The sequence below is a fragment of the Pseudomonas sp. GL-R-26 genome (genome assembly GCF_019947365.1).
Classification (GTDB): Bacteria; Pseudomonadota; Gammaproteobacteria; order Pseudomonadales; family Pseudomonadaceae; genus Aquipseudomonas.
Map to the genome: position 1 here is coordinate 101,899 of NZ_JAGYGI010000019.1, position 25,332 is coordinate 127,230.

The 25,332-nt window shown below is 61.2% G+C and carries 19 protein-coding genes; 14 read left to right on the plus strand and 5 right to left on the minus strand.

Features of this window, described 5'->3' with window-relative positions:
• Positions 1–121 precede the first annotated feature (121 nt).
• The 11 genes from KGA96_RS20045 to KGA96_RS20095 all read left to right on the plus strand — a co-directional run bounded on the left by KGA96_RS20045 (position 122) and on the right by KGA96_RS20095 (position 14,971).
• Positions 122–1,234, plus strand: a complete 1,113-nt coding sequence (locus KGA96_RS20045; protein WP_223465072.1) for a WD40/YVTN/BNR-like repeat-containing protein — start codon at positions 122–124, stop codon at positions 1,232–1,234.
• A gap of 57 nt (positions 1,235–1,291) precedes the next feature.
• Positions 1,292–3,817: an efflux RND transporter permease subunit gene (locus tag KGA96_RS20050; protein ID WP_046038212.1), complete on the plus strand. Its 2,526-nt coding sequence runs from the start codon at positions 1,292–1,294 to the stop codon at positions 3,815–3,817.
• 71 nt (positions 3,818–3,888) lie between these two features.
• Entirely contained in the window at positions 3,889–4,662 is a 774-nt protein-coding gene (locus KGA96_RS20055) for an SDR family NAD(P)-dependent oxidoreductase (RefSeq protein WP_223465075.1), read from the plus strand.
• A gap of 4 nt (positions 4,663–4,666) precedes the next feature.
• Positions 4,667–5,911 (plus strand): NADH:flavin oxidoreductase, encoded by a 1,245-nt coding sequence (locus tag KGA96_RS20060; protein WP_223514548.1) that lies wholly within the window; start codon positions 4,667–4,669, stop codon positions 5,909–5,911.
• Positions 5,912–6,080: 169 nt separating this feature from the next.
• Positions 6,081–7,223: a helix-turn-helix transcriptional regulator gene (locus KGA96_RS20065; RefSeq protein WP_223465077.1), complete on the plus strand. Its 1,143-nt coding sequence runs from the start codon at positions 6,081–6,083 to the stop codon at positions 7,221–7,223.
• Positions 7,224–7,553: 330 nt separating this feature from the next.
• A complete protein-coding gene (locus KGA96_RS20070) occupies positions 7,554–8,405 on the plus strand; it encodes an alpha/beta fold hydrolase (protein ID WP_223465079.1) in 852 nt (283 codons plus the stop codon).
• A gap of 71 nt (positions 8,406–8,476) precedes the next feature.
• Positions 8,477–9,508, plus strand: a complete 1,032-nt coding sequence (locus KGA96_RS20075; protein ID WP_317850353.1) for a ferredoxin--NADP reductase — start codon at positions 8,477–8,479, stop codon at positions 9,506–9,508.
• Positions 9,509–9,549: 41 nt separating this feature from the next.
• Positions 9,550–10,437 carry a VOC family protein gene (locus tag KGA96_RS20080; protein WP_223465081.1) on the plus strand — a complete coding sequence of 296 codons (888 nt, stop codon included), beginning with the start codon at positions 9,550–9,552 and terminating at the stop codon, positions 10,435–10,437.
• A gap of 114 nt (positions 10,438–10,551) precedes the next feature.
• Positions 10,552–11,754: a flavin-dependent monooxygenase gene (locus KGA96_RS20085; protein WP_223514563.1), complete on the plus strand. Its 1,203-nt coding sequence runs from the start codon at positions 10,552–10,554 to the stop codon at positions 11,752–11,754.
• A 124-nt stretch (positions 11,755–11,878) separates the two neighbouring features.
• Entirely contained in the window at positions 11,879–13,069 is a 1,191-nt protein-coding gene (locus tag KGA96_RS20090; protein ID WP_223514598.1) for a Rieske 2Fe-2S domain-containing protein, read from the plus strand.
• Positions 13,070–13,204: 135 nt separating this feature from the next.
• Positions 13,205–14,971, plus strand: coding sequence for an FAD-binding protein (locus KGA96_RS20095; RefSeq protein WP_223514601.1), 1,767 nt, complete (start codon positions 13,205–13,207; stop codon positions 14,969–14,971).
• Between the two features lie 255 nt (positions 14,972–15,226).
• Here KGA96_RS20095 and speB read toward each other — a convergent pair whose 3' ends face one another.
• The 4 genes from speB to KGA96_RS20120 form a co-directional block, all read right to left on the minus strand.
• Positions 15,227–16,183: an agmatinase gene (gene speB, locus KGA96_RS20105; RefSeq protein ID WP_223514604.1), complete on the minus strand. Its 957-nt coding sequence runs from the start codon at positions 16,181–16,183 to the stop codon at positions 15,227–15,229.
• A 146-nt stretch (positions 16,184–16,329) separates the two neighbouring features.
• Positions 16,330–18,039 carry an amidase gene (locus KGA96_RS20110; RefSeq protein ID WP_223514607.1) on the minus strand — a complete coding sequence of 570 codons (1,710 nt, stop codon included), beginning with the start codon at positions 18,037–18,039 and terminating at the stop codon, positions 16,330–16,332.
• Positions 18,040–18,157: 118 nt separating this feature from the next.
• Complete coding sequence (locus KGA96_RS20115) at positions 18,158–19,444, minus strand: polyamine ABC transporter substrate-binding protein (RefSeq protein WP_223514610.1); 1,287 nt, start codon at positions 19,442–19,444, stop codon at positions 18,158–18,160.
• Between the two features lie 323 nt (positions 19,445–19,767).
• On the minus strand, positions 19,768–20,967 hold the full coding sequence (locus KGA96_RS20120; protein WP_223514614.1) for an agmatine deiminase family protein: 1,200 nt from the start codon (positions 20,965–20,967) through the stop codon (positions 19,768–19,770).
• A 136-nt stretch (positions 20,968–21,103) separates the two neighbouring features.
• Between KGA96_RS20120 and KGA96_RS20125 the strand changes: the two genes are divergently transcribed.
• Positions 21,104–22,006 (plus strand): LysR substrate-binding domain-containing protein, encoded by a 903-nt coding sequence (locus KGA96_RS20125; RefSeq protein WP_046038197.1) that lies wholly within the window; start codon positions 21,104–21,106, stop codon positions 22,004–22,006.
• 184 nt (positions 22,007–22,190) lie between these two features.
• Here the strand turns inward: KGA96_RS20125 and KGA96_RS20130 are convergent, their stop codons facing one another.
• On the minus strand, positions 22,191–22,856 hold the full coding sequence (locus tag KGA96_RS20130; RefSeq protein ID WP_046038196.1) for a LuxR C-terminal-related transcriptional regulator: 666 nt from the start codon (positions 22,854–22,856) through the stop codon (positions 22,191–22,193).
• A 201-nt stretch (positions 22,857–23,057) separates the two neighbouring features.
• On the opposite strand from KGA96_RS20130, the gene KGA96_RS20135 reads away from it, so the two are divergent.
• Together KGA96_RS20135 and KGA96_RS20140 are read left to right on the plus strand one after the other, a co-directional pair.
• On the plus strand, positions 23,058–23,345 hold the full coding sequence (locus KGA96_RS20135; protein WP_223465100.1) for a PilZ domain-containing protein: 288 nt from the start codon (positions 23,058–23,060) through the stop codon (positions 23,343–23,345).
• An 89-nt stretch (positions 23,346–23,434) separates the two neighbouring features.
• Positions 23,435–25,332 (plus strand): VCBS domain-containing protein (locus tag KGA96_RS20140; RefSeq protein WP_223514617.1); only part of this gene is annotated, 1,898 nt, incomplete at its 3' end.

The following is a 25,332-nucleotide window of genomic DNA, read 5'->3' on the forward strand; positions in this document are numbered from 1 at the left end:
ATGCCGGGCAGCAGGTTTTTCCCGAGACTGAAGTCATGCCTGACCGGGCTGTCGCCGGGTCAAAGGGCAAAGCAGCAAGCTGAACAATAACAACAGCAGACTTGATCTTGCGGAGAACAACATGTGTGCAATGAGGACTGCCTTTGCCAGTTCGGGTATCACCTCAACTGGCCTGAAGCTGGCGTCAGGGGCAATGCTGGCACTGGCATTATCCCTGTCCGCTCTCTCCGTTACCGCCAAGAGCTTCGTCGATCCCCTTGATCAGCCGGCCAGTACAGTGCTCCAGGCCGCGCAGAAGCCCCTGCGGGATATCGTCAATACCGGCAAGCGCCTGATCGCGGTCGGCGACAACGGGCTGATCATTTTTTCCGACGACCAGGCAGGCACTTGGCGCCAGGCGCAGGTCCCGGTCAGCGTCGACTTCAATGCGGTGCATTTCGCCGACGAGCAGCACGGCTGGGCGGTCGGCCACGGCGCAGTCATCCTCCACAGCAGCGACGGCGGCGAGACCTGGACAAAGCAGCTCGACGGGCGCCAGCTCGAGGCCCTGGTTGTCGATTACTTCAAGAACAAGTCGGGCCTGGAGCCTGCGCAAGCCGAAAGCTACCTGTCCGCAATCCTCTCCATGAGCCGGCCAGGACCCGGCCAGTTCTTCATGGGTGTGTGGTTCGACGAGTCTGGTAGCAACGGCTTTGCCGTCGGCCCCTTCGGTCTGATCGTCGGCAGCCACGATGGCGGCAAGACCTGGCAGCCCTGGAATACCCGGATCGACAACAACGACCTGCTGCACCTGACCGCCATTGGGGAGGTGGGCGGGCGACTGTTCATCACCGGCGAGCGTGGCCATGTCTGGAGCCTGGATCCCGGCACGGGGCGCTTCAGCGCTCTGCAGACAGGTTACGAGGGCACCCTGTTCGGTATCACCGGTGCTCAGGGGGCGCTGTTGGCCTATGGGCTGCGCGGCCATGTGTTCCGCAGTGCCGATGAGGGGCACACCTGGTCCCCGGTGAAGAGTGATTTAACTACCGGGGTGGTCGCCGGTGCTGCCCTGTCTGGTCGAGGAGTGGTGCTGGTCAGCCAGTCCGCGCAGGTGGCCATGAGCCGCGATCAAGGGGGCACTTTCACGCCACTCGACATCCAGCGCCCAAGCCTGTTTTCCGGGGTGGTGGGGGTGTCCGACCACCAGTTGGCACTGGTCGGCCTGAATGGCGTCACCACCATGAATCTCAAGTAGAGCCGGGCCGGAAGGGGAGCGCGTGCTCAATCGGGCCTGACTCAGAGGAAAGACAAAATGGCCAAATCCCAGGATAACAATGCGACACCGGTAATGCAGGATCGCGCTCAGTTTGATGTCCGCTCCGGAAATTTCATCGAGCGACTGATCTTCAACAATCGCCTGTTCTTCGTGTTGCTGTGTTTCATTCTCACGGTGCTGCTGGGCTACAGGGCCACCGACCTGCGCATCAACGCGAGCTTCGAGCGAATGATGCCGAGCTCCCATGAGTTCATCCGCAACTACCTGAACAACAAGATAGATCTCGCGGCATTGGGCAACTCCGTACGCGTCATGGTGGAAAACCCGCGCGGGACCATCTATGACCCCGCCTACCTGCAGGCACTCCAGGAGATCAACGACAAGATCAACCTGGCGCCCGGGGTTGACCGCGCCTGGATGCGTTCGCTGTGGATGCCGGCGGTGCGCTGGAACGAGGTCACCGAGGTTGGCATGGAAGGCGGCCCGGTCATGCCTAATGACTACGACGGTTCGCCTGAGCAGCTGCAGCAGCTACAGATGAACGTGATGCGAGGCAACCTGATCGGCGACCTGGTGTCCCTGGACATGCGCTCCTCGGTAATCCAGGTGCCATTGATAGACAAGGATCCGGTCACCGGTGCCGCGTTTGACTACCGGCAGTTCGCGACCTTCCTGGAGAAGGAGATTCGTGGGCAGTACGAGGTGCCCGGTGCCGATGGCCAGCCCAAGGTGCGCGTCCATATCATCGGCTTCGCCAAGCTGGTGGGCGACCTGATCGACGGACTGACGCTGGTCATGGGCTTCTTTGCCGCCTCGGCCGTGATCGTGGCGCTGGTCATCTTTGGCTACACCCACTGCCTGCGCAGCACACTGCTGCTGCTGATGGCTTCGCTCAGCAGCGTGGCCTGGCTGCTCGGCCTGATGCAGCTGCTGGGTTACCAAATCGATCCTTACTCCATCCTGGTACCGTTCCTGATCTTCGCTATCGGCATGTCCCATGGCGCCCAGAAGATGAACGGAATCATGCAGGACATCGGCCGTGGCACCGACAAGTATGTGGCCGCCCGCTATACCTTCCGCCGCCTGTTCCTCGCCGGGCTGTCGGCACTGCTGGCCAACGTCTTCGGCTTCGCCGTCCTGATGGTGATCGACATCCCGGTGATCCGCGACCTGGCCATTACCACCAGCATCGGTGTCTGCGTGCTGATCTTCACGCAGCTGATCATGGTGCCAGTGATGCTCTCCTACCTGGGCGTCAGCCAGTCGGCGGCACGGCGCAGCGTACGCAACGAAGTCGAGGGCGAGCGGGCAGGCAGTGGCCGGTTCTTCGAAGCCATTGGCACGCGGCTGGTGAAATGCACCAGACCGGGACATGCCCATGTGCTGGTGCTGTTGTCGCTAATGGTGGGCATCGGCGCTTACCAGGTGCGGTCCGGGCTGCAGATCGGCGATCTGGATGCCGGGGCACCGGAGCTTCGTCCCGAGTCTGGTTACAACCGTGACGTGGCGTTCTTCAACCAGAGTTTTGGCCGCTCCACCGATCAGTTCGCCGTGATCGTCAAGACCGGACCGGGCGGCTGCTCCACCTTCGAGACCCTGACCGAGCTGGACCGCCTCGCCCAGATGTTGCGCGACGTACCCGGCGTGCAGACGGTCGCCAGCCTGGCCAGTTCCGTGCGCTTCATCAATGCCAGCTATGGCGAGGCGAACCCGAAGTGGATGAGCATCCCGCGCCAGGATGAAGTGGCGGCACAGGCCTCACAGATCGCGTCCGTGCAATCGCCGGAGCTGGCCAACTTCAGCTGTTCTGTATCGCCGGTCATCGCCTATCTGTCCGACCACCGCGCCGGGACGCTGCAGCGCGTGGTGGACGCCGTAAAAAACTTTGCAGAGAAACACAACAGCGACGACCGCCAGTTCCTGCTGGCGGCGGGTCCTGCAGGAATCGAAGCCGCGACCAATCAGGTCGTTGCCGACGCTAGCCTGAAGGTACTGCTGTTGCTCTACGCTTCAGTGGTGCTGCTCTGCCTGATCGCTTTCCGCAGCTGGCGCGCTGTGCTGGTGGCGCTGATTCCGCTGATCATCACATCGCTGCTGTGCGAAGCACTCATGGTGGTAATGGGGATCGGTGTGAAGATCGCGACCTTGCCGGTCATTGCCCTGGGGGTGGGCGCCGGCGTGGACTATGCCCTCTACCTGATCAGCGTACAGCTGACCCTGCAACGACGCGGTGCGAGTCTGGAAGAGGCCTATGCCGGCGCCCTGCGCTTTACTGGCAAGGTCGTCGCACTGGTCGGTTTGACACTGGCGACCGGTGTGCTGACCTGGGTGTTCTCGCCGATCAAGTTCCAGGCCGACATGGGTATCCTGCTGACGTTCATGTTTCTCTGGAACATGCTCGGGGTTCTCGTGCTGACTCCGGCGCTGTCGTACTTCCTGCTGCGTGGTGAGACCCGCCAGCCGGCGGTCGACAATGTTGCAGACCAGGCCGTAGCTGACGCGGAACGATCCGCACAGTCCCTCAAGGAAGCGGGGCGTCAGTCGGCCTTGACCGGCCGCTAGCAAGACGTTTCGCAACCGGTGGGCGACGTCGCTCCCCGGGCAAAGTCAACAATGACAACAAGGTACCTGTTATGACCCTTGCATCTCGCTTCCAGAACAAGAACATCATCGTTACCGGCGGGGCGTCCGGCATTGGCCGGGCGACCGTGATCCGCCTGGTGTCCGAAGGGGGCACGGTGCTTGCCGTTGACCTCGACGAGGCCGGCCTGCAGGAAACCCTGGCGCAGGCCAATGCGCTGGAGATGGGTGGCCGGGCGTTCGCGGCAAGGCTGTCGATCACCGACGAACAGGCGGTGCGCAGCACGGTGCAGAACTTCGCCCAGGAACACGGCAGTCTGGATGTGCTGGTCAACATGGCGGGGGTGCTGTGCTCCACGCATACCACCGACACCTCCTTCGAAGACTTCATGCGGGTCGTCCAGACCAACCTGGGCGGTACCTTCCTCTTCTGCCGTGAAGCCTTGCCCTTCCTTCTGGAAAGCAAGGGCAACATCGTCAACGCGGCCTCCACCTCGGCCTTCTTCGGCCATGCCTACATGGCCGCCTACTCGGCCAGCAAGGGTGGTGTGGCAGCGCTGACCCAGGCGCTCTCGCGCGAGTACATCAAGCGGGGTGTACGCGTTAACGCCGTGGCGCCAGGCGGGATTGCCACGCCGATGGTGGCGGCTCAGGCGCAGAGCTTCCCGCCGGGAGCCGATCTCTCCCTGTACATGCACCTGACTCGCCCGGATCGAAAACTGGGTGAGCCCCAGGAGGTGGCAGGTGCGATTGCCATGCTGGCGTCTGCCGACGGCGCTTTCGTCAATGGGGCGATCCTGCGAATCGATGGCGGCACCCATGGTTAATGGCATGGACAACGTGACCGGCAGGACCACGGAAATGCCGTCCCCGTTCTCGCCGTTCAAGCTGGGCCCGCTTACCTTGCGCAACCGTTTCATCAAGGCGGGCGCCAACGAGGGAATGACGCCCGATGGCATGCCTACCAAGGCCCTGGTCAAGCACCACCGGGACATCGCGGCAGGGGGCGTTGGTATGACCACCGTCGCCTATGGCGCGGTGTCGGCGCAGGGGCGAACCTTCCGCCATCAACTCCACATGACGAGAGGTGTGGTGCGCCATCTGCGGGTGCTGACCGATGCCGTCCACGCCGAGGGGGCCGCAACCTGCCTGCAGATCACTCATGGCGGCTCCTTTTCGATGTTGAAGCCGGCGCGCGGCTACCCCAGGACTGCATCTTCCGGATTCAATGCCTTTGGGTTTCTCCATGGCATCCTGTTCCAGAAGGCGATGGACGAGGCCGATATGCACCGGGTCGTCAATGAATTCGCCGAGTCGGCCATGCTGGCTCGGGAAGCCGGGTTCGACGCTGTCGAGATCCATATGGGCCACGGCTACCTGCTGAATCAGTTCCTGTCGCCCCTGAGCAATCGCCGCCGCGACCGGTATGGTGGCAGTGTTGAAGCGCGTAGCCGCTTTCCGGCCATGGTGCTGCGTCGGGTCAAGGACGCTGTCGGTGGGCGGATGGCCGTGACCTGCAAGCTCAACCAGACGGACGCGGCGCGCGGCGGTATCGATGCGGAGCAGGCGGCAGTCACGGCGAAAATCCTCGAGCGCGACGGTGCCGATATGCTGACGCTCAGTGGCGGCCACAACGTGTACAGCCCCTGGGCGCTGTTCGGCAGCCCCATGCCCATTGACGACATGCGGGCGCATGCGCGCGGGCTGTCCCGTATCGGGCCCTGGGTGCTGGGATTGCAACAGCCCAAAGACCTGTCTTTTCGTGAACTTTACTTCCTTGAGAGTGCCCGGCGGATCCGCAAGGCAGTCTCCATGCCGCTGGCGCTGGTGGGCGGGGTGAAGTCGCTATCCTCCGCCGAGCGAGTGATGGAGGAAGGCTTCGACGCCATCGCCCTTGCCAGGGCCCTCATTCACGATGCTGATTTCGTCAACAAGTTGGCCGACGGACGCCTGTTGCATTCAGGGTGTACAAGCTGCAACCGTTGCGTGATGGGCATCTATGATCCGAATGGCGTACGTTGCGTGTTGAACGGGGCTAACGATCCGCTCCTCGCCAGAGCGCTCCCGGCAGATTGACCGCATGACTTCGTTGACGTAAACACTAGTGACCTTAAAACAACAATAACCAGAGGTAATTGTGATGCATGCCAGGAAGACATCGCGCGCAGTCAACCCAAACAAACAGGGCACCCCCGACGCTTGGGAGGTTCTGCCGGCAATATTCCCCAGGCCGGGGATGCGCACATTGGAAGTGGACACCCAGGAGCTTCATGACATGGTCGGGCGGGTCGATCAGAACCGGATGACGCTCGCTATCTACCGCGGTCTGCTCGGCGATGACCCCTGGCGCGACACAGTGCGGCATCTCGCCGCCTACATGGAATCCTCCAGCGCAATCATCGTGATTCGACCTTCCACCAGTTCGGACCTGGGGTTCCTGGTATGCCAGCCGAAGAATCCGGAAGTCGAGGATGCCTATCGTGCCCATTTCTGGACCCTGGACCCCTTCCTCGAGCTGCCGATCGGCCGTGTCGTGACCATCGCTGATTATCTCGGGGTGGACAATTGGCTGGCATCGGACTTCTATCAGCGATTCATAGGGCAGGGTGGGCCTCTCTATGGCCTGGGCGCCAATATCGTTTCGGGTAATGGCACTGTCTGCCGCATCCGTATGTATCGTATGGCCAGTCAACCGGCCTTCACCGAGGACGACAAGATTCGCCTGAGCGACCTCCTCGAACACTTCAGCCAGGCGCTGAGCCTGGCCGCCCGTATCGAGCTGCAGGAGACCCAGAGCGAGCTTTATGAAGGTGCGCTCAATCGGTTGCATATCGGTGCGATCGTGCTCGACGAGAATCAAAAGGTGCTGCGCTGCAACCATGTTGCCCAGTCGCTGCTCAATGACAGCGATGGCCTGAAGCGGGCGGGAAATGGTGTGGAAGCCTATTACCGCAACGAGCGCAGCATGCTCCAGGAGCTCATCAACTCGGCGGGCCCGGCGGCGCAGGTGATGTCCATCTCCCGGGCCTCCGGCAAACGCAAGCTGGGGCTGGTGGTCAGGAGCATCCCCCTGCGCGAGGGGTCCGAAGGTAAATGCCGCCCGGCCTGGATGATCTTCGTCTGCGACCCGGATGCACAAACCACGGCGCCGCGTGAAATCATGCGCCAGGTGTTCGAGTTCACCCCCGCCGAAGCGAACCTGGCGATGGAGCTGGCCAACGGGCTGTCGCTGGACGAGGCGGCAGAGTTGCTGGGTATCCGGCGTAACACTGCGCGCACGCACCTGCGCGCGATCTTCGCCAAGGCCGGGGTGACTCGGCAGGCGGAGCTGGTCAGGCTGGTGCTCAATGGGGTGATCTGCCTTTCGACTCCCAGCCCGGCAGGCTAGCGGGTAGGGTGGCGGCGACACGGCGTCAACTTCGCCCCGCGCTCGCCTGCATACAACCACCTCGCAGTATCGGCAAGGACGCGGTGCGCGCGCTCACGCGCACCGCTGCCGTGACCAATCCCTTCATCTCGAAAATCCCGTCCCCGAAGTTATCGCCCAGCAGGGTAGGGCTTCCCTGTCCGGTTGGCAGCCGCCGTCGATGAACTGCACCTGGCACTGCCCGGTGGCTTTTCGCAGCGAACTAAATTTGAACGTCTACTGCATGCGGATCATGCGGAGCGCGCGGTTGCCGCAGCATAGTCAGGCCATAACAACATGTGGAGAACGGTTATGTCCTTGCAACCAGAAACTTCTCGATCGCCGATTCCGGTGGGCCATTTCATCGAGGTGGGTGATTCCTATCGCGTGCATTGTCACGAAGTTGGCCAGGTCTCGGCGGAGCGCCCGACGCTGGTCTTCCTGCACGGCAGTGGTCCAGGCGCGAGCGGTTACAGCAATTTCCACCTGAACTTCCCGTTCTTCGCCGAGCAGGGCTTTCACGTGCTGATCCCGGATCTCCTGGGTTACGGGCTTTCGGACAAACCGCAAGACATCCACTACACCTCCACCTTGCAAGTGGAGCTGCTGCACGAGCTGCTGAGCAAGAAGAACGTGACCCGTGCGGTGCTGATCGGCAATTCCATGGGGGGGGCCATCGCCTTCCAGTACGGCCTGACCTACCCGGAGCAGATCAGCAAGCTCGTGGTGATGGGCCCGGGCGGGGTCGAGGAGCCTGCATTATGGGCCGCCCAGATGAGCGGGCTGCGCTGCATGGCCTCCTTGATCCAGGGGCGCAAGACCGATCGCGAGTCCTTCCGTGAGCTGCTGCATCACATTGTTGCCTCGCCACAGACGATCACTGAGGAGGTAATCGATTCGCGCCTGCCGATCTGGCTCGAACAGCCCCTGGCGGTGTACGCCACGATCAAGGTCGAGGTGCTCACCGAGCGCCTGGCCGAGCTGAAGATGCCAGTGCTGTGCCTGTGGGGGCAGAAGGACAACTTCCTGCCGGTGCGCCATGCCCTGATCGTCGCGGAGCAGGTCGAGGATGTGCGGGTGGTGATCTCCGGCCGTTCCGGGCACTGGTTCATGCTCGAGGAGCCGGACTACTTCAACCGGGAAGTCCTGGATTTCCTCGGCTGAGTCAGGGGTGCTCGCCAGTCGGGGAGCACGTGATGGAGCTCGGCTCCGTTGCTAGCGCAAGAGTTGAAGTTATGTCGACGTCCCTTTATCTCCGACTCCAGGTGGCCGAGGTCATCGAGGAAACGCACGATAGCAAGTCGATCGTGTTTGCCTCTCCCGTGGAGCCACGGGCATTCGCTTACAAGCCGGGCCAGTTCTTGACGCTGCGCATCCCTGTCCAGGGGCAGAGCGTCGCACGATGCTATTCGCTGGCGAGTGCGCCGGCGGTGGACGCTGCACTGAAGGTCACCATCAAGCGTGTACGCGATGGTCTGGGTTCCAACTGGATTTGCGACAACCTGCGCGCCGGTGATGTCTTGGAGGTATTGCCGCCAGCCGGGGTGTTCTGTCCGGCTTCTCTGGATGTCGATTTCCTGCTGTTCGCCGGCGGCAGCGGCATCACGCCGGTGATGTCGATTATCAAGTCCTGTCTGCACCAGGGCCGAGGTCGGGTTCAGCTGTTCTACGCCAACCGCGATGAGCGTTCGGTGATCTTCCGCGATGAGTTGCAGCAACTGGGGCGTGCTTACCCGCAACGCCTCACGGTCATGCACTGGCTGGAGTCAGTTCAGGGGTTGCCGACAGCGGCGCAACTGGCCGGCATCTGCCACGGGCGCCTGGATGCGCACGCCTTCGTCTGTGGCCCCGGCCCCTTCATGGATGCCGTGGAGCAGACGCTGCTTGACCTGAACGTGGAGCGCAGCCGGATTCATGTCGAGCGTTTTGTTTCGCTGAGCAGCGACCCCGGCATCTTGGCCGATGCCCCCGCGGCGGCGACTGACGGCCCGCGGGTTGAACTCATGGCGCAGCTCGACGGCGAGCATCACGTGCTGCCCTGGAGTCCGGATGTCGATCTGTTGGATGCCCTGCTCGGGGCGGGGGTCGGTGCGCCCTTCTCCTGTCGCGAGGGGCGCTGCAGTGCCTGCATGTGCCGGGTGGCGGAGGGCGAGGTGAGCATGCGTAGCAACGAGGTGCTGAGTGCCGTCGATCTGGCCGAGGGCTGGGTGCTGGCCTGCCAGGCTCGACCACTGAGCGACAAGGTCTCGGTCAGCTTCGACGGCTGACGTTTGGGTGAAAAACAAGAAACATCATTAGGGAGAGGCTCATGAGCATCAATCAATTCGCTTACGCGGTAGTCGAGTCCACTGATATCGAAAAGTGGCGCTTCTTTGGCAGCCAGATTATCGGCCTGGCCGAAGAGTCGGGCGAGGACGGCGCGCTGTATTTGAAGGCCGATGGTCGCCGCTATCGCATCCTGGTTGTGCCGGGGGCGAGAGACGGCCTTTATGCGGCGGGCTGGGAGACTGCCTCCGAGGAGCAGTATCTCGCGTCGAGAGAATCGCTCGTCAGCGCGGGTGTGGAGATCGTCGAGTCGACACCGTTGGATCGACATCTTCGTTGCGTCACCGGGATGTTTTCCTTCGTGGACCCGTCCGGGAACCGGCAAGAGGTGACCTGGGGACCGATCTCGGACTTCGCGCCCTTCGTTTCGCCGGTCGGCGTCGAGCGTTTCGTCACCGGTCCCATGGGTATGGGGCACGTGGTGCTGCCGTCGATGAAGTTCGAAGAAACGAAGCAGTTCTGGACCGACGTCTGCGGATTCCAGTTGTCCGACATGCTGCATGTCCAGCTCTCGCCCGAGTACCGGGCGCGCATCCACTTCCTGCACTGCAACCCCCGCCAGCACAGCCTGGCATTGGCCGAGATGCCCCAGCCCAGTGGTTGCGTGCACATCATGATGGAGGTGCCTGGGCTCGATGATGTGGGTCGCGCGCTGGACCGCATCGCCCGGCACAAGGTCCCGCTGGCGGCCACGCTTGGACGCCACGTCAACGACGATATGGTTTCGTTTTACGTCTGGACACCGGGCGGCTTCGCCCTGGAGTTCGGCTGCGGCGGCATGGTTGTGGACTGGGAGAACGATCACACGGTTTTCGAAACGACCCGTGGCAGCCATTGGGGGCACCAGTGGGCCGCTCCGCCGGCCTCGTGATTTAGCGCCATCTACTCCTGATGCAGGGCGCGCCGGGGGCCTTTTGTTGTGGAACATGGGCCTGTGGCCACCCTTGCGCCAAAGCGGGATTCACTACTTGGGAAGTCGAGAACAATGCAAACAGTCGAGATGAAACAGCCTGCCGCGAACATTCCCGGCAGCGAAGAGCTGATCGCCCGAGCCCGGGCCCTGGTTCCGGTGTTGCGCGAGCGAGCGGCGCTGGGCGACGAGAACCGCCGTCTGCCGCAGGAGACCATTGCCGACCTGCAGGCCGCAGGGCTGTTTCGCGTGCTGCAGCCCAAGCGCTATGGCGGCTACGAGATGAGTCCCAAGGTGTTCTATGACATCGTCATGATCCTGGCCGAAGGCGACATGTCGGTGGGCTGGGTCTACTCGGTGGTCGCGGTACATGCGTGGCAGATGGCGCTGTTCGATGACCGTGCGGCGCAGGAAGTATGGGGCGAGGACAGCAATGTCCGGATCTCTTCTTCCTATATGCCCACGGGTCGTGCCAAGCCTGTCGAGGGCGGCTTCCTGTTCAGCGGGCGCTGGGGCTATTCCAGTGGTTGCGACCACTGCGACTGGGTGTTCCTCGGTGGCCTGGTGGAAACTGCCGAGGGGCAACCTATTGATGCGCGCACCTGGCTGATTCCACGCAAGGACTACGAAATCGTCGATACCTGGCATACCGCGGGCCTGAAGGGGACCGGTAGCAAGGATATCGTCATCAAGGATGCCTTTGTGCCTGAGTACCGCACGCACAAGATGATCGACGGCTTTACCTGCAACAGCCCCGGCAACCAGATGAATACCGCGGCGCTGTATCGCATGCCATTCGGCCAGGTATTCAGCCGGGCGGTGTCCACGGCCTCGATCGGGGCGTTGCGCGGCATGGTCGACAGCTTCGTGGAGACCGCCAAGACCCGTGTCAACGTCGTGGGTGCCAAAACCAGCGACGACTCGGTAGCGCAGCTGGCGATCGCTGAAGCGATCAACACCATCGACGAGCTGACTCTGGTGCTCAAGCGCAACTTCGAGGCGCTCGAAGGTTATGCCGAGCGGGGCGAGGTTCCGCCGATCGAGGAGCGGGTGAAGTATCGCTTCCAGGCCAGCTACCCGCCAGAGCGCGTCGCGGAGCTGGCTTCGCGCCTGTTCAAGGCAGCCGGCGGTGCGGCGGTCTACACCCGAAACCCGTATGGGCGCTTTCTGGCCGACATCAATGTCTGTCGCCAGCATGCCGCCAATCAGTTCCAGATGTTCGGCACGAACTGGGCCAAGGTGCAGTTGGGCCAGCAGAGCCTGGATTTTTTCCTGTAACGCCTCGGGGTCGGGGACATACCCCCGACCCACTGGTATTCCCGGGATAGACAGAGGGTGGACACGGGTCTCGCGACAACCACTGTCTTTAGCCTGCAAACAATAAAAACGACTGGAGTTCTTTATGAGCAACCTGGCCAACGAGAAACCGCACATCATCGTGAGCGACCAGTGCGAACGTTTTGCCCGCGGTTGGCACTGCCTGGGGCTGAGTGAACAGTTCCGTGATGGCAAACCGCATACCTTCGAGGCATTCGGCCTCAAGCTGGTAGTGTTCGAAGGCGAACACAACAAGAAGCTCAATGTCATCAACGCCTTTTGCCCGCACCTGGGCGGTAACCTGGGCGAGGGCACCATCAAGGGCGACACCATCGCCTGCCCCTTCCATGACTGGCGCTGGGCCGGTGACGGCAAGTGCGCGGCCATCCCCTATGCCAAGCGCGTGCCGCCGCGCGCGCGCACGCAGAGTTTCATTACCTGCGAGGAAAACAAACAGCTGTTCGTCTGGCACGACCCCGAGGGCAATCCGCCACCGTCGGATGTGATCATTCCCCACCTGAAAGGCGCTTTCAGCGATGACTGGAGCAACTGGTCCTGGTCAACCCATGAGGTCGATACCAACAGTCGGGAGCTGGTCGACAATCTGGTCGATGTCGCGCATTTCTTCTACGTGCATGGCGAGGGCATGGGTGGCGGCAGCACCTACTTCAAGAACGTCTTCGAGGACCATTTCGCCACCCAGTACCTGGAGATGGGGCCGCAACCAGAGCAACCCGGCTATCAGAAGGATGCCGCCTATACCGGCGATTTGAGCAAGCTGGATGGCTTTTCACGTGGAGAAACGACCTACCATGGTCCCTCCTATCTGGTGTCGCGCTTGCTGACCAATATTCCGGGCAACGAGCCGATAGAGACCTATGAAATCCTCGCGCACTACCCGGTTCATGCGAACAAGTTCGTACTGCACATGGGCTTTATCACCCGCAATAGCCCGATGCTGCCGCCCGAGCACAATGCCGCTCGCGCCGCTGCCGTAGCCGAGGCGTATCGCCTGGGCACCCTGCAGGACGTGGCGATCTGGCGTACCAAGACCCGCATCGACAATCCGCTGCTCTGCGACAGCGACGGTCCGTTGTACCAACTGCGTCGCTGGTACCAGCAGTTCTTCGAGGACATTGCCGATATCAAGCCGGAAATGGTTAACCGCTTCGAGGCCGAAACCGACACCCGCCACGCACAACCCGTGTGGGACCAGCAGGCTGCCGAAAAGCTCGCTCAGTACGCACCTCCATCGGCAGCCAAGCCGCAAGACTGATGTACGAGGGGCACCGCACTGGAGCGGTGCCCCGATTTCCTGTTTCCGGCTGGCCTTCGGTGCGGGGCACTGCAGCGCAGCCGGTCATCCTCACACCAGCCTCTTCGATAGAGAGGCAGCATCATGGAGTACGCCATGTCGTCCGATTTTGGCCCGCACTCGCCTCAATGGTTCAGTCGTATCGAGGCGCCGGAACGGGTGGAGAGCCCTGACCAGGTCGCATGGGATGTCACCACCGACTTCGCCGTGGTCGGTTATGGAGGCGCAGGCATCAGCGCGGCCTTGCAGGCGGCGGAAAAAGGTCTGAAAGTGCTGGCGGTCGATGCCTTTGGTGGCGGCGGGGCGACGGCGATGAACGGCGGCATTTTTTATGCCGGGGGTGGTACACCGATTCAGCGTGCGGCAGGCGTTACGGACAGTGTCGAGGCTATGTACCGTTACTTGAACCTTGAGGTACAGGACGTGGTCAGCCCGCAAACACTCCGCCGCTTCTGCGAAGGCAGTGTGGCCGATCTGGAATGGCTGCAGGGGCATGGGGTACGGTTCGACAGCACCTACTACACGAAGAAGACTTTCTATCCGCCTTCCGGCTATTTTCTCTACCACTCCGACAGCTCGCTGGCCGAGTCCTGTGCGGCAGTTGCCAAGCCTGCGCCACGGGGACACAAGTACTGGCATCCGCCGGTCAATCAGGCGGTAGGCTTCGGTGTTCATCTGACCGAGCCCCTGCAGCAGCGGGCGCGGGCCCAGGGGGTGGAGTTCTGGCCACGAACCGAAGCTCGCCGTCTGGTGCTTTGCGCAAGCGGGGAGGTGGTTGGGCTGGTAGTCATCCGGATGCCACCCGACTCGCCGCATACCCAGGCGTACATGGATGCGCAGGAGATGGCCCGGCAACTGCTGCAGAAGCTCCCCTCATCGATGCCGGGATTCGCCCGTCTGGAGCGCAAGGCCGAACGTTACTGGCGCAAGGCCGACGAGCTGCAGCGCCAGCATGGCGTCGTCCAGCGTATCCGGGCTTCGCGCGGGGTGTGCTTGAGTGCCGGCGGATTCATCTGGAACCGGCAGATGCTTGCCGCCCATTCCCCCAAGTACATCTCCAATATGGCGATGGGTTCCCCTGGCGGGGACAACGGTAGTGGCATCCGCCTGGGCCAGAGTGTGGGGGGAGAGGCTGCGCTGATGGAGCGGGTGAGCAGCTGGCGCTTCATAAACCCACCCTCTCAGTGGCCCAAGGGCATTCTCGTCAACAGCCAGGGGCAGCGCTTCGTAAACGAGGAACTCTATGGTGCGGCTATCGGCCTCAAGATGAACGAGCATCAGCAGGGCCGGGGCTACATCATCCTCGACCGGACGCTTTACCGCGGTGCCTGGAAGTCTGCAGTGCTGGAGAACCTGTTTCCCTTCATGCGTCTGCCCCTGGTGCTGGCGCTGCTCTTCCAGACCCGCAAGGCGAGCACTCTGGAAGGTCTGGCCGAAAAGCTCGGGATGCCGGCGGCCAACCTTCGGGAGGCCGCGGCCCGCTACAATCGGGCAGCCCAAGGGCTGGAACCAGACGAGTTCGGCAAGAGTCGCTCGGAATGCCACGCTCTTAGCGAAGGACCGTTCTATGCCGTGGATGTTTCGGCCTCGAGCAAGCTCTTCCCATGTTCTGCCATGACGGTAGGCGGCCTGCGGGTTGATGAGGACAGCGGTCAGGTGTTGCGCGAGGACCGCACCCGGATCACCGGCTTGTATGCAGCCGGTCGTACGGCAATCGGACTTCCATCGAACCTGTATGTGAGTGGACTGTCTGCCGCGGATTGTGTGTTTTCCGGGCGCCGTGCGGCCAGGCATGCCAGCAACCAGGCGACCAGGGAGCCCTGTCTGACTAAACCCCAGTATTTGCCTTTAGATTTGACTTAGGGTTGCCGTACGCGCACTGGCGTTTAAGTGGATTCGGATTCTGTACCGGGTCTGGCAGACTAGGACGCTCTACGATGAAACCACCTATTTGAATGCCTTGAGGAAGTGTGGTTCATCGCTCCTGAAGAACCTCGATTTTGGTTGACTGACTTCCTCAGGGCGTGAAGTTGACGGTGGCGACAGGCAGAAATCGGCCAAGTTGCCGTCATGAGAGCAACTGGTCGAAAAATGTTTGTAGCTGTCCAGACCACTGGGTTACAGCTTATGCCGCGCGGCATACAGACAGATCATCTCCATCGCTATCGCGGCCCCGGCAAGCGCAGTAATCTCCGCGTGGTCATAGGGCGGTGCTACCTCCACCACGTCCATGCCGATCAGGTTGATACCGCGCAGGCCTCGCAGAATCGCCAAGGCCTGATGGCTCGATAGTCCACCGCAGACCGGCGTCCCCGTGCCTGGGGCAAATGCCGGGTCGAGGCAGTCGATATCGAAGGTGAGATAGACCGGATGGTCGCCAACGCGCGCCCGGATAATCTCCGCCAGTTCCCTGGTAGAGCGATCATGCACCTCGCTGGCATTCAGCACCTGAAAGCCCATGACGTCGTCATTGGTTGTGCGCTGGCCAATCTGGATGGATCGTGCAGGATCAACCAGCCCTTCGCGGACGGCGTGATAGAACATCGAACCGTGGTCGATGCGCTTGTCCTCGCCGTCGAACTCCAGGTCGTGGTGCGCATCGAAATGGATCAAGGAAAGTGGACCATACTTGGCCGCGTGCGCTTGCAGCAGCGGATAGCTGATGAAGTGATCTCCGCCCAGGGTCAGCATCGCAGTACCCGCCGCCAGGATCCGCTCGGCATGGGCCCTGATCGCCGCAGGGGTCTGCTCCGGGGTGCCGTAATCGAAATAGCAATCGCCATAATCGACACAAGCGAGTAGATCGAACGGGTCAAATTCCCAAGGCCAGTGACGCGCCCAGGCGGACTGTACCGATGCCTCGCGGATGGCCCTCGGTCCGAAGCGGCTGCCCGATCGATTGCTGGTCGCGGTATCGAACGGGATGCCGCTAATGGCGATATCCACGCCACGCAAATCGCGGGTGTAGCGACGCCGCATAAAGCTGGTGATACCACCGTAGGTCGGTTCACCATGGGTGCCATACAGGCTGTCACGCGTCATCGCCTGATCGATTATCGAATTGTCATTTAGCATGGGATTCTCAATGCGAGTTACTGAAGCTGACCCAGGCATGCATACGCTCACGCGGTGCTCGCTGGGGTAGAGGTTGATTTTTGTTGCTCGGGCTTGCCGTGACCGGGCTGGATTGGCGCTTTATCGCGCCAAACCCATTGCGGTTTTCAGCCGCCTGGCAAGGGTGGGGTTCGCACCGGGATCAAGCGCTTCGATCCGGTGGCCTCAAATGCCGACGCCAGGCGCAGCAGCGCTGAGTCGTCGTAGGCGCGACCGGCAAACGTCAGGCCGACGGGCATGCCGATGTCCGGCACCACGCCCATCGGCACGGTGACCGTTGGCACGCCGAGGTGACGGATGGCGAGGTTGCCATTGGCGACCCAGACGCCGTTGCTCCAGGCGATATCCGCCGATTGCGGATCGACATCGGCATTCGCCGGGCCCACGTCGGCGACCGCCGGGAAGATCACTGCGTCGAGCCCCAGCCGATCCATCCACTCCTCAAGATCGATACGCCGGGTCTGCTCCAGCCCGCGTAGGCCATCAGACAGCGTGGCGATCTGATCCCACGGGGCGATGCCACGCTCCGCTATGCGCACGTATTCGTCCATGCCAATGGCCGGGCCATCTTCGCGGTCAGGCAGAGCGCCTGGGTCGTGCGGAAAAATCTGCGGGCCGTCGACGTCCGCCAGACGGTTTAGTTTGGGATCGTCGTTGGCCTGCAGGAAGTCATCGAATGCCCAGGCGGTCAGGTCCCACAGTTCGTGATGGAGGAATTCCTTGGACACCAGGCCGCGGGTGAACACTGTCGGCGCCCCAGGTCGATCGCCCTCGCAATTGGAGACCAGCGGGAAGTCCGTCTCGACCACTTCGGCACCGGCCGCTTCCAGAGTCTTTCGCGCGTTTTCCCAGAGGGCGATCACCGAGGGACGGGTGTTGATCCGCTGGCCTGTCGCCCACCCGATACCCGGCGCTTTGCTGGTGCCCGCGTCGGGGTCGGCGTTGATGTACATGCGCGGTACGCCCAAGCGCTTGCCGGCGAGTGCGGCGGGCCTTGCAGCCAGTTCCAGGTAGGAAGCGGGGCGCACCGAAGCGACGCCGGGGATCGGCACCCAAGGCTGCAAGCGCCACAGGTCCCCACGTTTGTCGGCGTCTTCGGCCACCACCACGTCGAGTACTTCGAGCAGGTCGGCCATGGTCCTGGCATAGGGCACGACTACATCCATGGTTGGCGTCAGTGGCCAGTTGCCGCGCACCGAGATCACCCCGCGCGACGGTGTATAGGCGCACAGACCATTGTTTGAGGCAGGTCCGCGACCGCTCGACCAGGTTTCCTCAGCAAGGCCGAAGGCGGCGAAACTGGCGGCGGTGGCCGTGCCTGCGCCGTTGGATGAGCCCGACGCGAAGGGCGCAGTTAGGTAGTCCGCGTTGTACGGGCTCTCGGCACGGCCATACACGCCGCGCTGCATGCCGCCATTGGCCATGGGCGGCATATTGGTCTTGCCCAGGCAGATCGCACCGGCGCCGCGCAAGCGCTCGATGGTGAACGCATCGCGATAGGCGACCAGGTCCTTGAAGGCCGGGCTGCCGGACGCCGCGGTCAGGCCTTTGATCAGGTAGCTGTCCTTGGCTGTATAGGGAATACCATCGAGCGGGCCGAGGGTCTCGCCACGGGCACGACGGACGTCGGAGGCCTGCGCTTCTTCAAGCGCATTCGGGTTGCGCACCACCACCGCGTTGAGGGCGGTGGGCGTGTTGGGGCCGTCGTAGGCATCGATCCTTGAGAGATAGGCCTGGACCAGCTCAACTGCCGTGGTTCGGCCAGCTTCGAGGGCTGCGCGCAGCTCGGCAATGGAAACTTCGGTTACTTCAATCATGCTGTTACCACTGGCTACTGGGTCTGCAAGGTGACTTGATTGGCGCCGCGTGCCAGCGAAACCGCATCGGCCATGTGCCTGGTTCCGTTGGGCCTCACTGACGCAGCGCTATTTACTGTCAGGTTCCCGACTTGAGCTTGGTCCATGCACGGGTGCGAGCGCGTTCTGCACTGGACGGCAGTGGCACCAGCGCGAATAGAGAAGTCTGGATCTCGGCGGAGGGGTAGAGATTGGGGTTGTTGCGGATTTCCGGGCTGACCAGGGCAGTGGCGTCCTTGTTCGGGTTGGGATAACCGACGAAGTCGCTGATCGGGGCAATCACCTGCGGCTGCAGCAGGTAGTTGATAAAGGCATGGGCATCATCCGGGTTCTTCGCATCCTTGGGGATGGCCAGCACGTCAAACCAGACCGGAGCGCCTTCCTTGGGCAAGCGCATGTCCACCACCACGCCGTTGCCGGCCTCCTTGGCACGATTGGCCGCCTGGGAGAAGCTGCCGGAGTAACCCACGGCCACGCAGATGTCACCATTGGCGATATCGGTCATGTATTTTGAGGAATGGAAGTAGGCGACGTTGGGGCGGATCTTTTTCAGCAGTTCTTCGGCCTTCTCGTAGTCCTTGGCCTGAGTGCTGTTGGGTGGCAGGCCCAGGTAGTGGAGGGCGATGGGGATCATATCCGTCGGCGAATCGAGAAGGGCCACGCCGCACTGCTTGAGCTTGGCAATGTTCTCTTCCTTGAAGATCAGATCCCAGCTGTCCACCGGCGCGTTCTCGCCGAGCGCAGCCTTGACCTTGGCCGGGTTGAACCCGATCAGCACGGTTCCGTACATATAAGGCACGGCGAAGCGGTTACCCGGATCGTTGGCTTCGATCAGCTTCATCAGTTGCGGGTCCAGGTGCTTCCAGTTGGGTAGCTTGCTGCGGTCGAGTGGTTGGAAAGCGTCGGCCTGAATCTGCTTGGCGAGGAAACTGTCGGACGGCACCACCACGTCATAGCCGGAGTTGCCGGTGAGTAGTTTGGCCTCCAGGGTTTCGTTGCTGTCGAAGATGTCGTAGACCAGCTTTGCGCCATTCTCCTTCTTGAAGTTGTCCAGGGTCTGCGGGGCGACGTAGTCGAACCAGTTGTAGACACGCAGGGTGCGCTCTTGCGCATGAGCGTTAGCGGTCAGCAGGCCGAGGCTGCAGATCGTAGCGAGGAGCGAACGGGGGAGTTGATGCTTGATCAATTTCTCACAGCTTTGGGAGATGGTGCCCACTCGTTCGGCTGCCAGCACCGGGCCAGTGAGCATCGTCAGGGCTTTGAGGACGGCACGCAGGCTGCCGACTCCAACGCGGGCGGTGCGCCAGGACACCGAGTCCGCTCCAATATCGATTTTTTGCCACGGCTGTTGCTGCTTGTACTTCATAGGACCACCTTTTGAATTATTGTCTTTGGCCTAGCTCCGGATGAATTGTTGCGGTTGCTCTAATCACAATCAATCTATATAAATTGCAAGAAATTAAAGCAAAAAAACTAAACGATAAGGTCTCAAACCGATGTCTCCTACGTTTCGTGCAGACGCTGACGGGATGCACCAGGCAGCGACATGCACAAACGCGGGCACGTCATCTTCTTGGAGTTGGGCAGTGATTCCCCTCGCAGGGCTGGATCAGCCGAACTGGACCAACCCTGCGAGGGAAAGTACTCTGGCTATTGCTTGCGCCTCATAGGGAGCAATTCTTTTCAGAACTAACCGACACCAGGAATGTGTTGGGTGATGCAATGCACACCACCGCCATTGTTGGCAAGGATGGTGCCATCGACACCCACGACTGGCCGTCCCGGAAAAATCTCCCGGAAGAGATTCAAGGCAATCTCATCTGCAGGAGTGCTTGAAGTAGGAACCACGATGCCGACGTTGGATTTGTAGAAGTTGATGTAGCTGAAGTTCTCCACCGTCAGGCCTGACACCTTGAATGTTGGCTGGACGGGCATCTTGGTAATCCTGAAGGGACGGCCCCTTGCATCGGTGCTTTGTTGCAGCACTGTCAGGTTTGCCGCCATCCTGGGCACGTTGGGGTTGTTTGGGTCCGACGGGTAATTCAATAGCAGATGGGCTGGCTCGATGTAGGCAGCAACCAGGTCGACATGCCCATCGGTAGCGGCAGCGCCGTCGTCGCCGTACACCCCATACGGCAGCCAGATCATTTTGGTCGCGTTGTAGGCACGCAGCAGCGCGGTCTCGATTTGTGCCTTCGTCATGCTCGGATTCCGATTGGGATTGAGCAGGCACTGTTCGGTGGTAATGAGCGTGCCCTGCCCATCGGTAATCACGGCGCCACCTTCAAAGACCATATTGACTGTTGATTTAGGTACGTTAAGGGTGGAGCACACGCCGGTGGGCAATTGATCATCCAGGGTAGCCGCCCACCTGTTGCCCCAGCCGTTGAAAATGAAATCTCGTCCCAGCATGTCGCGTCCTGATGGGCTCAGCGCGAAAACTGGCGCGGTATCACGGGTCCAGCAATCGTTGTATGGATTCTCGATAACAGTAACGTTAGGGCCGCAGCGCTTGCGTACAACCTCGGTATAGCCGGTCATCGCCATCATCAAGACCGGCTCGAACTGCGCAATGGCATTCGCTACGTTGATGACAGAATCCTGCATGGGTTTCAGCTGGTCCTTGTAGCTCTTGTCATAGGGGTACGCCATCAACACGCTCTGGTGTGGCTCCCACTCTGCGGGCACCCGATAGCCATCGGAGGCAGGGTTGGACTCCGCCGCTCGGGCCAGGCGTCCAAGCACTGATGTACCGATGGCAGTTGCAGTAATAGCCACTAACGCGCCCATATTGAACCGGCGCCTTCCCGGATTCGTAGGCCCCTCCATCGCGGCTTGATTTGCCATCAACTGCTCTGTTGCCAACTGAATGTCTTGTTCTTTATCCATGTAACGAGTCCCCCAGGTTATCCAGCCAGATATCTCATTTACCAAGCCTTCGCTGAATCTTTGCGGTTGCTCAAGGCGCAATCAATCTATATAAATTGCCGATAAAACAGGCATAAAAACTAAACGGTAGACCCGCATGCCCTTACCTCCGCTCCATGCGTTTCGCGTATTTGAATGTGTTGCAAGGCTGGGCCATGTCGGTGCGGCCGCCGCTGAGCTGCATGTCACCGCCGGGGCTGTCAGCCAGCAGATAAGAGCGTTACAGCGCTCACTCGGCATCGATCTTTTCTACAAGCAGGGCCGCTTCCTGGTGCTGACCGAACGAGGCCTGGCGCTACAACGCTCGGTAGCCCGCGGCATCGGCGAGATCACCGAAGGGGTGCGACAGATTTCCGAGGCGTACTTCCAGGAACCGGCGACGAAAGTCCTGACCATTTCCACGGAACCGATTTTTGGCGCGGCCTGGCTGATGCCGAAGTTGTTCGCCTTTCGTGCAGAACATCCGCACATTCACCTACGCGTCATTACTGCCGACGACATCAGTGAGGTGGACTGGCGCAGGGCCGATATCGCCGTGCTCTACGACGCTCCGACGTGGGAGGGTTTCTGGTGGCGGCCACTGCAAAGCCTGCATATGTTTCCCGTCTGCTGCCCGCAACTGCTGCGCGGCCCGCGCGCGCTCAAGCAGCCGTCCGACCTTATTCACCACCGCCTCTTGCATGAGGATGACGGCGCTCAATGGCGGCGCTGGCTGCTTGAGGCGCGCTTGCCTTACCCAGGAGATGCCGATGTCCATCTAGAAGATTTCGGCATTGCCCTGCAGGCGGCGCGAGATGGCTATGGCGTTGCACTCAGCGACGAGATCAACTCGTTGCGCGATCTGGATGAGGGACGCCTGGTGCAGCCCTTTGCACTGAAGGTGCCGACGGGGATGGATTATTTCTGTATCTGCAACGAGGAGAGTCGCGATATCCCTGAGATAGCTTTGCTCATCGATTGGCTGATAGAGCAGGCAAAGGTCGTCCCGGCCTACCCGTAGGCGTTGTTGGGGGGTAACGTTCACGTGGCTCAGCACAAAGCTGAATGACCTCTGGATTTTTAGGAGTCTTGAGCGGCTGCTTTTGGCCCAGAGTGTGTAAACACCGATTTGAATGAAGTGGTGCCTCCCACTGTGGCCCTATGTTGGAGAGGGGTGGGGTAGATCGGGCGTGTTGCCGCCGCCCTCAGTCGTCTGTAGAAAGCCCATGCTTGTGTGCGTAGGCGTAGAGATCTACGCGGTTCGTCAGGCCCAGCTTGCTGTAGATCGATGTCAAATGGTTGCGCAGCGTGTGCTCGCTGATGTGCAGTTTCTCGGCCACCAACTTGCCAGGGGCTGAGGGGTCGCTGGCCAGCGATGCAATGGTTTGCTGCTCGCGGCGCGTCAGCTTGGCGATTTTGTGTTGCTCCGGGTCAATATCGCGCTCGGTTTTCTTGCGCGCCAGTTCAAGGAAGATACGGCTGGTCGCATTGCGGTCAATCCAGAGTTCGCCTTCATGCACTTTTTCTATGGCTTTGAGCAATGTTGATGCGGATGCCGACTCCCGCTTATCCACCACGCCTCGTGCGCCCGCCAGCACCGCACTGTCATGCAGTGCCAAGTCACTCGACCCTGACACAACCAGAATCTTGGCTTTGGTCCGGCTGTGCAGGTCGGCCAGCGACTCGATACAGTCCTCGCTGTCCAGGTCCAATACCACCACATCTGGTGTGTATAGGTGCAGCGATAGCAGGTATTGCGCCACCGACGCCGTGGAACCCGCCAATGCCAACCTCGGTTGAGCGCTTTCCACCAGACGCTCAAGGCCCCAGGCCACGAGCGGTAGAGCTACTAACAGGACTTGAATTGGCATGCGGCTCGCTGCCTCTTTAGGCGGTTGTGTTAGCTGATCATGATAGCAATCGTTGCAGCCCGTAGCTTTTTTCTATAGCGCTTCAGCTCCCCCTCCCATGACATTTGTCCCATAAAACACTGTTTTTATGGGTGATTGACTCCCAGAAAAAAGGGATGACGCGCTCATGTAAAACACAGCGGTCGTTTTTAGACTGCGGTCATGAAAGACACACACCGAATTGAGCCCCGTGAACAAGTCACCTTATCGCTGCAACTGATCGGTGGGGGCAACGGTGTCACCCGTGACATCAGCGCCTCCGGTTTGTATTTCGAAACCGATAGCGAGCAGCAGGTGGGTAGCTTGATTGACTTCGAGATCGAGCTCGACACTCCCGGCGGCCCCATGAAGTTCAAGGCGCAAGGACAAATCGTGCGTATTGAGCCGCAGGGCGGCAGGGCGGGGGTGGGTGTGAAGCTACTGGCCAGCCGGCTGGTACCGGTGGAGTGAAGTGTTCGTGGGTTGGGGAAGAATCGGCTTGTGGCTGTTAGCGGCCCACAGCGGTTTTTTGCTCAGGGTGACTTCTTAGGGAGAAAGACATGGCTAGCACTACAACTACCAGCGGCGGAACCGTTACCTCGTTTTCCAACACGCCGCAGGCGAAGGATGACGTCTTCACCACCAATGAAAATCTGCAGGGAGTCATGTATTGGGACGTCATGTCCAATGACCTCGGCGGTAACGCGAAGACACTCTGGTCACTCGACAATGCGGTGAGCGATCCTACTGCCACCAAGGCTTATGCTCCGGCCGACCTCCTGGTCCAGGATACGGCGAGAGCTGAGGCGATGAGTTCTGACACCAGTTTGAATGGTGCAAAGATCTGGATCACCTCCGACGGTAAGGTCGGCTACGACGCCACTACTTTCACTACTGCGTTCAAGGAGCAACTCCAGGCGCTTTCTGCTGGCGAGTTCCTGACGGACAGCTTTACCTATGCGATGCGTCTGGGCAACGGAACGCTCAGTTGGGCCACCGCGACAGTGCAGTTCTCGGGCGTGAATGATGGTGTGACGATCAGCCTCGGCGTGCAGGCCGGCATGGTGACCGAAGACGCCGACACCACTGCGAGCACGACCGACTCGCTGACGGCCAGCGGCACAATTAACTTCAATGACGTCGACCTGAGTGACACACACATGGCGACGTCCGCGCCGGCGGAGGGCAATGCTACTCATCTTGGTACGTTCGTGCTCTCGGAGGTAAGCGAAGCAGCGAACGCGGCCAACGGTTCGGTGCAATGGACATACAACCTGAGCACTGCGGCGGCGCAGTACCTGGCCCAGGGACAGACAGTAACCGAAACTTACCTGGTCACCATCAGCGATGGTCATGGTTCGTTGGTAACGCAGAATGTGACCGTCACCATCACCGGCACCAATGACGCGCCAACGGTGACGGCGGCCGAGGTCGAAAGCGCAGCGGTGGCCGAAGACGGCACCACGGTGACCAGCGGCAGCTTCGCCTTCGGCGACGTGGACCTGGCCGATCACGCCCATGTGACCAGCGTGAGCGCGCCGGCCGGTGCGCTGGGTACGCTGGTGGCCAATGTCAGCGACGAGAGCACGAACGACGCGGCGGGCAGCGTGGGCTGGAGCTATACGCTGGACAACAGCGCGGCGCAGTACCTGGCCGCGGGCCAGACCAAGACCGAAGTGTTCACGGTGACGCTGACCGACGACTTCGGGGCGACGGTGACCAAGAACGTGACCATCACCATTACCGGCAGCAACGACGCCGCCGTGCTGTCCGCCGACATCGCCAACCTCACCGAGACCCATGCCGCCGCCGACATCTCCACCAACGGCACCCTGACCATCAGCGACGTCGACAGCGCCGCAACCTTCGTCGCGCAAACCAACACCGCCGGCAGCTACGGTCAGTTCTCCATCGGCACCGACGGTGCCTGGACCTACGTCGCCACTTCCGCCCACGACGAGTTCGCCGCCGGCACCACCTACACCGACACCTTCACGGCGCGCAGTGCCGACGGCACCCTCACTTCGGTCACCGTGCATATCCTCGGCACCAATGATGCGGCCGTGCTGTCCGCCGACATCGCCAACCTCACCGAGACCCATGCCGCCGTCGACATTTCCACCGCCGGCACCCTGACCATCAGCGACGTCGACAGCGCCGCAACCTTCGTCGCGCAAACCAATACCGCCGGCAACTACGGCCAGTTCTCCATCGGCACCGACGGTGCCTGGACCTACGTCGCCACTTCCGCCCACGACGAGTTCGCCGCCGGCACCACCTACACCGACACCTTCACGGTGAACAGTGCCGACGGCACTCTCACTTCGGTCGCCGTGCATATCCTCGGCACCAACGATGCGGCCGTGCTGTCCGCCGACATCGCCAACCTCACCGAGACCCATGCCGCCGCCGACATCTCCACCAACGGCACCCTGACCATCAGCGACGTCGACAGCGC